The organism is Leptolyngbya sp. FACHB-711 (genome assembly GCF_014695615.1).
GTDB lineage: Bacteria > Cyanobacteriota > Cyanobacteriia > Elainellales > Elainellaceae > Leptolyngbya_A.
Genome location: NZ_JACJOR010000578.1, coordinates 1 through 8364, shown reverse-complemented (window position 1 = coordinate 8364; position 8364 = coordinate 1). Strand labels below are relative to the sequence as shown.

The following is an 8364-nucleotide window of genomic DNA, read 5'->3' as shown; positions in this document are numbered from 1 at the left end:
CGATCGATCGGAGTAGATACAATCCTTGACGTCGATCGGGCTGATCGGATTGTTTTAGATAAAACTACCTTCAAAACAATCAAGGGAAAGCGAATTCGCTTTCCCTCTGACGGGTCGACTAACCAGGCTCAAAAGAGTAATGCTCTCATTGTTTACATTCGTCCCACAGGTAGGCTGTACTACAACCAGAATCAAGCAGAGGGCGGTTTCGGCACAGGGGGACAGTTTGCTGATTTGGTAGATGGATTCAGGCCCACAAGATCAAATTTGGCTGTTCAAGTGTGAATTAGAAGAATGCCTTTTGCATAAACAATAGTTATTCAAGCGAGGTCGTTATGCGATCAATGCAATGTGTTTCTCTGATTGTCTTTGTTGTGTCCACCTTATTTTTTCAAAAGGCTGTCTCAGCACAATCGTATCCCTATAATCCGGCTTACGACAATGATGATGATGGAATGATGGATATGACTCCTTATGATCCTGGTGCTTCATTCAACTTTCCAAATTATCCAATTGTTCCAAATGTTCCAAATGGTCTTTTTGTGTGTAACAAAAGTGATGAACGTGCTGGTGTTGCCTACTCGGCGTATGAGGGTCAAGCTTGGGTCAGAAGAGGTTGGATAGGAGTTGATTTAGGTGAGTGTGTACAGCTAACTTCCGATATATTGACTCGATACGTTTATGTTTACGCTGAAGGATCTGGCGGAATTAAATGGACTGGAGAGCGATCGATATGTATCCACCCAACAGATGCATTTGCTCTCCCTCCCATGAGCAACTGTTCATCTCCCTATGAAAACCGCCCATTCATGGAAGTAGATACTGGAGGTTCTCGTGGATATGTACTTAATCTCCTCAATCCTTGATCGAGTATCTCTAAAGCAAATCATGCTAATTAAGATTGTGAAAAATTTAAAGGTACAGAACTTCTCCTATCAGAAGAAGCAATCACTGCTAGCAAGCTGCATTCTTTTACTAGTGATGTTCACTGGCTATGGATGTGTAGAGCCAGATTCGCCCTCGCCTGAACCAATTTCACCAAGTCCGTCTGCAGGAACTCTAACCCCTTCCGCTTCACAATACTTTGAGCAGGGCAAAGCCCATCGAGAAAAGCAGGAGTTTCAAGAAGCCCTGGAGGCATTTAGTAAGTCAATCCAACTTGATCCCGGCTTTGCTGATGCATGGAGTTGGCGAGGCCTGGCTCGCGATGACTTGGGTGATGATTTGGGAGCGGTAGCAGATCTTAACAAAGCGATCGAGCTTGATCCACAGCTTGCGCTTGCCTACAGTCGTCGTTGTGCGCTCCTTGTTCATTTAGGCGATTCACAGCAAGGGTTAAATGACTGTGATACGGCAGTCCAGCTTGATCCTTCTTCTGGTAATTATGGGAATCGAGGAAATGCTCGTTCTTATTTACAAGATTATCGGGGGGCGTTAGCAGATTATAACAAATCACTTGAGCTCAACCCCCAAAGCGTTATTGTCCTTACGGGGCGAGCCAATACTCTTGTTGAACTAGGAGAATATCAGAACGCGATCGCAGACTGTAACGAAGCAATTAACCTTGACTCTACCTATGCCCCTGCTTTTACAGTACGAGGTTTGAGTTATGCAAGTCTTGGAGATACTCAAAGGGCGATCGAGGATCTTGAGCAAGCGGCTGATATTGCCTATGAAAAGGGCGATACTGTCATCTATCGAGAGGCAGTAGATTTGTTAGCGCGGCTGCGGCAGTAAAGTCATTGAGTTGTGTCGCAAGAACTTGTTAAGGGGAAACGATCGGTATCGTTCACATCCCCTTAAGCAGCAATTCCAAAGATGGCTTCAACAAACTTGGCTTGAGAGACACTATTCCCTTGTTCGATTCCTTTGACTTGTCCTTTCCGAATCATACTCATCGCTTCAATCGCACTCAAAGTCTTTCTGGCACTATTGAACGACTTGAACCCCATCATCGGTTTCACAATGCGCTTGATGTTCCGATGATCCTGCTCAATAACGTTATTTAGATACTTGCTCTGCCTCAATTTCGTCCGCTGAGGGAATAGCGACAATACCGGCGCACGTTCAGCAGGATGATTTCGGGCAAAAAGTGCCGCCACTTAAACAGAGAAGCCGTAGACATTGGAGGAGGAGAAGGCAAGGTTAGGTCTATTTACCTTACCATCCACCAGTTTTTGCAACACAACCGCTGGGTTTATCTTTTCTGGAGACTGGAGCGAGATGAAGGATCAGATCTAATCGATCGTTCTTAGTTAAAAAGATGCTGGATGCAGCGTTAAAGATCAAAAATGAGTGAAATGCGGGTTGATCCGTGCTGTTTTCATAAACTTCTTGTAAATCTTATTCAAATCTCATTGTCTTTGCGGATCTCCTCATTTTATATGTACGGGAAGCTACCGAAAGGCAGAGATTGCTAAGTCGGGCATTAACAACTGAATATCTGATTTTTACAACTTGGTTTTGTAAATCTCTTACATCACAAAAATCCTTTGTCTACAGGATTTTGGACACTGACACGCACTCGATCGGGGTCAAAGTTTGTGTTTGCAGTTCTAGAGCGATCGCTTTAGAGGGGCAGCGTCCACACTGTTTAATTTTTTTGCATGAGTCTTGAGGTTTCACGGCTATGGGGCAATAGGGTGTTGACTTTAGCATCCATTGGTCTAAGTACATTCTGATTTTTCCGTGTTGACCTTATTCCTTTCCTAGATTACACAAAGAATGAAATGCACAATTCGCTAATTACACAAAGAGAGAGGAGCTGCTTCCCACGCCCCATGTTGATGCGCGGTCGGGAATTGGCAGAATCGTCAGTGGCACTGGATTTCAAATTGGCGATCGTGCAAAAGTTACGCAATAAACTAATCGCCTGCAAACCTCCACGAAAATACCTGTCAGGGTGCTAAAACAATTTGCGGAATTTTGCGTACGGCATTCTAAATTTTGCAGAACAGTAAATAAGACTCGATGATGTGAGTTCAATTCTAGACATTCCACTCTACACTTCAAGGAACTTATGGCAAACCTAACCGACAAGCAAGTTTTCATCTTTCAAGACAGTATTTATCTCTTGTCTGCTCTTGGCACATGGGGAGCGGCCCAAGCCGAGGCTCAAAGCTATCAGGGTAATTTGGTGACGGTCAACGACGCGGCAGAGCAAACTTTCCTGGCAGGCTTGTTTGCAGGACAAAATCGCTGGATTGGATACAACGATGCCGGAGTCGAAGGAACCTTTCAGTGGGTGAGTGGTGAGAATAGCGCCTATACAAACTGGGCAGCCAATCAGCCAGATAACAATATTGGAGGGCAAGACTTTGCCATTCTCAGCAGCACTGGCAGTTGGGAGGACGTGAGAGGGACAGGAATCTACCGAGGCATTATTGAAATCAAGAATCCCGCTAATCCTGTTCTCATGATTGAAGACCTCGGCATTGTCGAACCCTATGACAGTACAAGACAAGCTGTGTTCAAAGTCAGGCGATTGGGTAATAGCAGCAATTCCACCACCGTCAATTACAGCACAGCTAATGGCACAGGGCTTGCTGGAGTCAATTACACAGCAACTAATGGCACACTGACTTTCAATCCGGGAGAGACAGAAAAGACGATTACTGTCACCGTTAACCGAGATGCTGACGTTACTTCTGGGGAAACTTTTCTGGTCAATCTCGATTCTCCTATCAATGCTTTTTTAGGAGACAATCAATCCAGAGCCACAATTCGAGAAGCGCCAGAAGCCGTCACCTTTAAGGGCAAGACTTACCTACTCACAAACCCTGGCAACTGGGGAGAGGTGCAGCAGCAAGCTCGTTCTTTTGGTGGTAATTTGGTTACAATCAACAGTGCAGAAGAACAAGCATTTCTAGCAGGAAAGTATGCAGGACAAAACCTGTGGATTGGCTACTCGGATGCGGGTAAGGAGTATGACCTCACTACAAGAGAAGGGTTTCAATGGGTGAGTGGAGAGAGCAGCGCCTACACGAACTGGGGCGCCAACCAACCAGACAACAATATTGGAGGGCAAGACTTTACCATTCTCAGCAGCACTGGTAATTGGGAGGACGTAGCAGGAACTGGGGACTATCGAGGAATAGTTGAAATTCCCTCAATCCCGGAACCTCTTGCTGATCTGGGACAGCGACAAATTTATACATTTAGAGATAGCATCTACCTATCGACTACTCCTAAAAATTGGGGTACAGCACAAGTCGAAGCCCAGAGCTATCAGGGCAATTTGGTGACAGTCAACGACGCAGCAGAACAAACTTTCTTGGCGGGCTTGTTTGCAGGACAGGATCTCTGGATTGGATATAACGATGCTGGGAAAGAAGGAACCTTTCAGTGGGTGAGTGGAGAAAGCAGTGCCTATACCAACTGGGGAGCCAATCAACCAGATAACAATATCGGGGGGCAGGACTTTGCTGTTCTCAGAAGCACTGGCAGTTGGGAGGACGTGGGAGGGACAGGAATCTACCGAGGCATCATTGAAATCAAGAATCCTGCTGTTCCTATCCTCGTGATTGAAGATCGCGGCATCGTTGAACCTGTAGGCGGAATCAGGCAAGAAGTTTTTACTGTTCGTCGATACGGCGATAGCAGCAACGTTGCAACTGTCAATTACAGTACAGCCGATGGAACAACTGTAGCAGGAGGTGACTATTTTGCGACTAGCGACACTTTGACTTTTAATCCAGGCGAAACAACAAAAACAATCAGTGTCACAGTTTCTCAAGATGCTGATGCCGTATCAGAGGAAACCTTCTTTGTGAATCTCAGTTCTCCTACTAATGCCATTTTAGGAGACAGTCAAGCCAAAGCCACAGTTCGAGAAGCCACAGAAACAGTTACCTTTGGTGACAAAACCTACTTGTTGTCTACCGCGAGTAACTGGGGAGAAGCACAACAGCAAGCTCGTTCTTTTGGTGGCAATTTAGTCACAATCAACAGTGCTGAAGAACAAGCATTTCTAGCAGGAAAGTATGCAGGACAAAACCTGTGGATTGGCTACTCGGATGCAGGCAAAGAGTACGACCCCACTACGAGAGAAGGATTCCAATGGGTGAGTGGAGAAAGCAGTGCCTACACCAACTGGGGAGCCAATCAACCAGACAACAATATTGGAGGGCAAGACTTTACGATTCTCAGCAGCAATGGTAGGTGGGATGATGTATCAGGAACTGGGAACTACAAGGGAATTATTGAAATTCCTAATCCAGCCCCTCCTACTCCGACGCTCTCGGTCAATGACCAAACTGTCTCAGAAGCAAACGGCAAAGCCACATTCACTGTCACTCTGTCTCAGCCCACTAGTAAAGCGATTACCGTTGATTACCAAACTGTAAACGGTACTGCAACCGCTGGCTCGGATTATGGATCTACTGCGGGTAAACTCACTTTCGCGCCTGGAGAAACTGCTAAGAACGTTGATGTTGCCATCATCAATGACGCTAATGTTGAAAGTAATGAAACGTTTACGCTAGTGTTATCTAATCCAACTGAAGCCATATTGGCAGATGCCCAAGGATTGGGTACGATTCAGAACGATGACACTAAAGACCCAAAAATCGTAGGAACTCCTAAAAATGATATCTTAGTTGGTAGTGTTGGTAATGACACGATTATCGGTGAAGCAGGACAAGATAACCTGAATGGCGAAGCGGGCAATGATCAGCTTAACGGTGGAGCAGGTAGCGATATTTTGACTGGTGGAGCAGGGAAAGATCGATTTGTGTTTGATTTGGGTAAGCGGTTTAGCAAGAAACAGATGGGAGTTGACCAAATTAGCGACTTCAAAAAAGGTGAAGACAAGATTGTGCTGGATAGAACAACCTACACTAAATTGAGGCAACCCTTATTTGCATCAGTCAAGAATGCGGCTCAAGCCAGAACCAGCGACGCTTCAATCACCTATCTGCGCTCAACAGGGGCACTCTTCTATAATGAGAATGGTGGCAAAGCAGGTTTCGGCTCTGGTGGACAATTTGCTGATTTAGCGAATGGTTTAAACTTAACCAAATCGGATCTAGTCATCGTCAAATAAACAACTCAGGTTTGGTTGAGGTGTAATCCACTGTCTGGACAGTTTTAGTAGAACTAAGATAGAACTCGTTTTGGTTCATTTGTTCTTATCTTGTCCTTATTTAATACACCTCAATCACCTCATCTCCCGAAATGGACAACCGCTGGAACTTGATAATTGGGGTGTGGGAAGCGAAGATACCGTTGGCGAATTCATCAGAGAAAAACTTAGGCAATTTTAGGCTTCAGCTCCATAAATCGAGACTGCCGAGTTTGTGCGTGGGGAGTTCCTAACAACCAAGCTCCCAAGCGAATCAAATTGAGGGCAGCCGCAATCAAGATGTGCTGAAGATGTGTCTTCCCTAGTCCTATGTAGCGAGATTGTCGCAAGCCCGACCGTCTTACTCCTTGTGATAAAGTTCCTTCTACCCCTGCTCGTTGTTGATAAAGCTTCTTAAACTCTGACGTTTCTTGAAACTGCCGTCGCTGCTGTAAAGCGTCGTATTTTGCCTGCGGTTGCAGGGTAACTCTACGAGCGAATTTTGAATGGGTACATTGCTTTCGTACTCGACAGCTACGACAATCCGATTGGGAGAAATGAACGTGAATGACAGGCAATCCTCGGTTGTCGATCTTGTCTCGCCAAATGATACTTTGATGTCCTTTCGGACAAGTCACCACTTGGTTCTCCCAATCAACTTGAAACTGTTCAGACGAAAACTTTGCATTCTTCTGACTCTGCCAACTGGGATTGCCTCGAACAGGTCCAATCAGATTCATGTCATAGTTTTTCTCACTGTTGACGATGTGTTCGGACGTTACATACCCTGTATCCATCAGATGTTTCTCGGGTAGCAATTGTTGTTGAGATAAGGTCTGATGAATATCATCAACTACTGCATCATCAGTCTTGGTCGATAAGGTTGTACAAACCCCAGTGATAAAGTGGGGACAGTCTTGATCACAAATTTCAGTGACGTGAACTTTGTACCCGACCCAATCCACACTTCGCTTTGAACTGTAATGGGCTTCCACATCGTAAGGAGAATGAATCGCAAGGGTTGAGGGTGGCATGTCTTTCGGGGTTCGCCATTGAACTTGTCCCGCTTCAGTCGGTGCATAGAACTGCTGAAGCCAAACTTGCCGGAGCGTTTCTACTGCTGGCACCTGGCGTAACCATTCGGGAGTGGAGGGTTGATAAATGGCATCTAACAGGGCAAATCCATCCTGTCCTATCGTGCCCCCCAATTCTTCTCGCTCGCTGTCTAGTTTTGGCAATCGATAGTTCTCAGTGCGGCGACTATAGCGGTCAAACCATTCCACTTGTAGATATTCCTGAAGCCAGCCTGGAGCCACAACCGTTAAGTGATTGAGCGCAGCACGAAAGGTCTCTCCTAATGTCTCTAAGCGATTCAAACTCCGAATGGCACCGAGAACATGAGTCGAATCTGTTCGTTGCCGTTTGTGTCCCTTGAGCAGTTTCTTTTCGCGTAATTGTTCTAATAATTTGTCCAGCAACAGTTGTTCGGCATTACCTGCAATCAACCGCTCGCGGAACTCACTGAGAACGGAGTAATCAAATCCTGGATCGCTTAGCGGTAGGCTGAGGGCATACTTCCAATCAATGCGAGCACGAACGGCATCTGCGGCTTGTCGGTCAGACAGATTCTCAATGAACTGCATCACGCAAACTAACGCTAGTTGCCAGGGAGTCTGAGCAGGTTGTCCTCTTCTTGAAAAGAGAGAGGCGAAGGTTTCATCCTGGTAGATACTGCCGAGGGTGTCGCGGATCTGGAGGTAAAGGTTGCCTTTAGGAAAGGCGGCTCGTGCAACTGCTGCGGTGTCTTCTGGAACTGTTGGAATGGGTTGGGGCTGCATGGACATAATGCACCTCTGTTCAGCCATGTACCGTTACCCTTATCTTACGGGAGACCAGTTGCCTAGATTTTTCTCTGATGAATTCGCCAACGGTATCAGCGAAGATACGGTAGGGATTTGTCAAGCTGTTTGCTCTTTTACGCCATAGTTTGGATCAAAGGGTTGTCCCTTCTTCACCACTGCCCAGGCAATGTGTAACAACTTTCTCGCTGCTGCACACCTTGCTACTTTCATTGGCTTCCCGGCTGCTCGTAATCGAGAGTAAAACGTTTTGATGATTGGGTTATTTTGGGCTGAGTTTAAGGTCGCTAAATATAACGCGGCTCGTAGACGTGCTTTACCCCACGAAATGCGCAACGCCTTCGAGAAAAAAGGGATAGGGAGTAGGCGTAGAGGGGATTTTGGGATGAGATAATCAGGTGAAGGGAGAAAAAGGGCGAGCGGGAAATGGGGAGTGTAGAGATC

4 protein-coding genes and 3 pseudogenes are annotated in these 8364 nt (G+C 46.1%); 4 read left to right on the top strand and 3 right to left on the bottom strand.

What is annotated here, in order from left to right; genetic code table 11:
• The 3 genes and pseudogenes from H6F80_RS29520 to H6F80_RS28415 form a co-directional block, all read left to right on the top strand.
• A pseudogene (locus tag H6F80_RS29520) lies at positions 1–285 on the top strand (hypothetical protein); the annotation flags it as partial.
• Positions 286–335: 50 nt separating this feature from the next.
• Entirely contained in the window at positions 336–866 is a 531-nt protein-coding gene (locus tag H6F80_RS28420; RefSeq protein WP_190794875.1) for a DUF1036 domain-containing protein, read from the top strand.
• A gap of 115 nt (positions 867–981) precedes the next feature.
• Complete coding sequence (locus H6F80_RS28415) at positions 982–1737, top strand: tetratricopeptide repeat protein (RefSeq protein WP_190794874.1); 756 nt, start codon at positions 982–984, stop codon at positions 1735–1737.
• 62 nt (positions 1738–1799) lie between these two features.
• Here the strand turns inward: H6F80_RS28415 and H6F80_RS28410 are convergent.
• Positions 1800–2027, bottom strand: a pseudogene (locus H6F80_RS28410) (DDE-type integrase/transposase/recombinase); the annotation flags it as partial.
• A gap of 992 nt (positions 2028–3019) precedes the next feature.
• On the opposite strand from H6F80_RS28410, the gene H6F80_RS28405 reads away from it, so the two are divergent.
• Positions 3020–6043 (top strand): Calx-beta domain-containing protein, encoded by a 3024-nt coding sequence (locus tag H6F80_RS28405; protein ID WP_190794872.1) that lies wholly within the window; start codon positions 3020–3022, stop codon positions 6041–6043.
• A 206-nt stretch (positions 6044–6249) separates the two neighbouring features.
• Here the strand turns inward: H6F80_RS28405 and H6F80_RS28400 are convergent, their stop codons facing one another.
• Both H6F80_RS28400 and H6F80_RS29515 read right to left on the bottom strand, forming a co-directional pair.
• Positions 6250–7905 carry an IS1182 family transposase gene (locus H6F80_RS28400; protein ID WP_190794871.1) on the bottom strand — a complete coding sequence of 552 codons (1656 nt, stop codon included), beginning with the start codon at positions 7903–7905 and terminating at the stop codon, positions 6250–6252.
• A gap of 114 nt (positions 7906–8019) precedes the next feature.
• Positions 8020–8364: pseudogene (locus tag H6F80_RS29515) on the bottom strand (hypothetical protein); the annotation flags it as partial.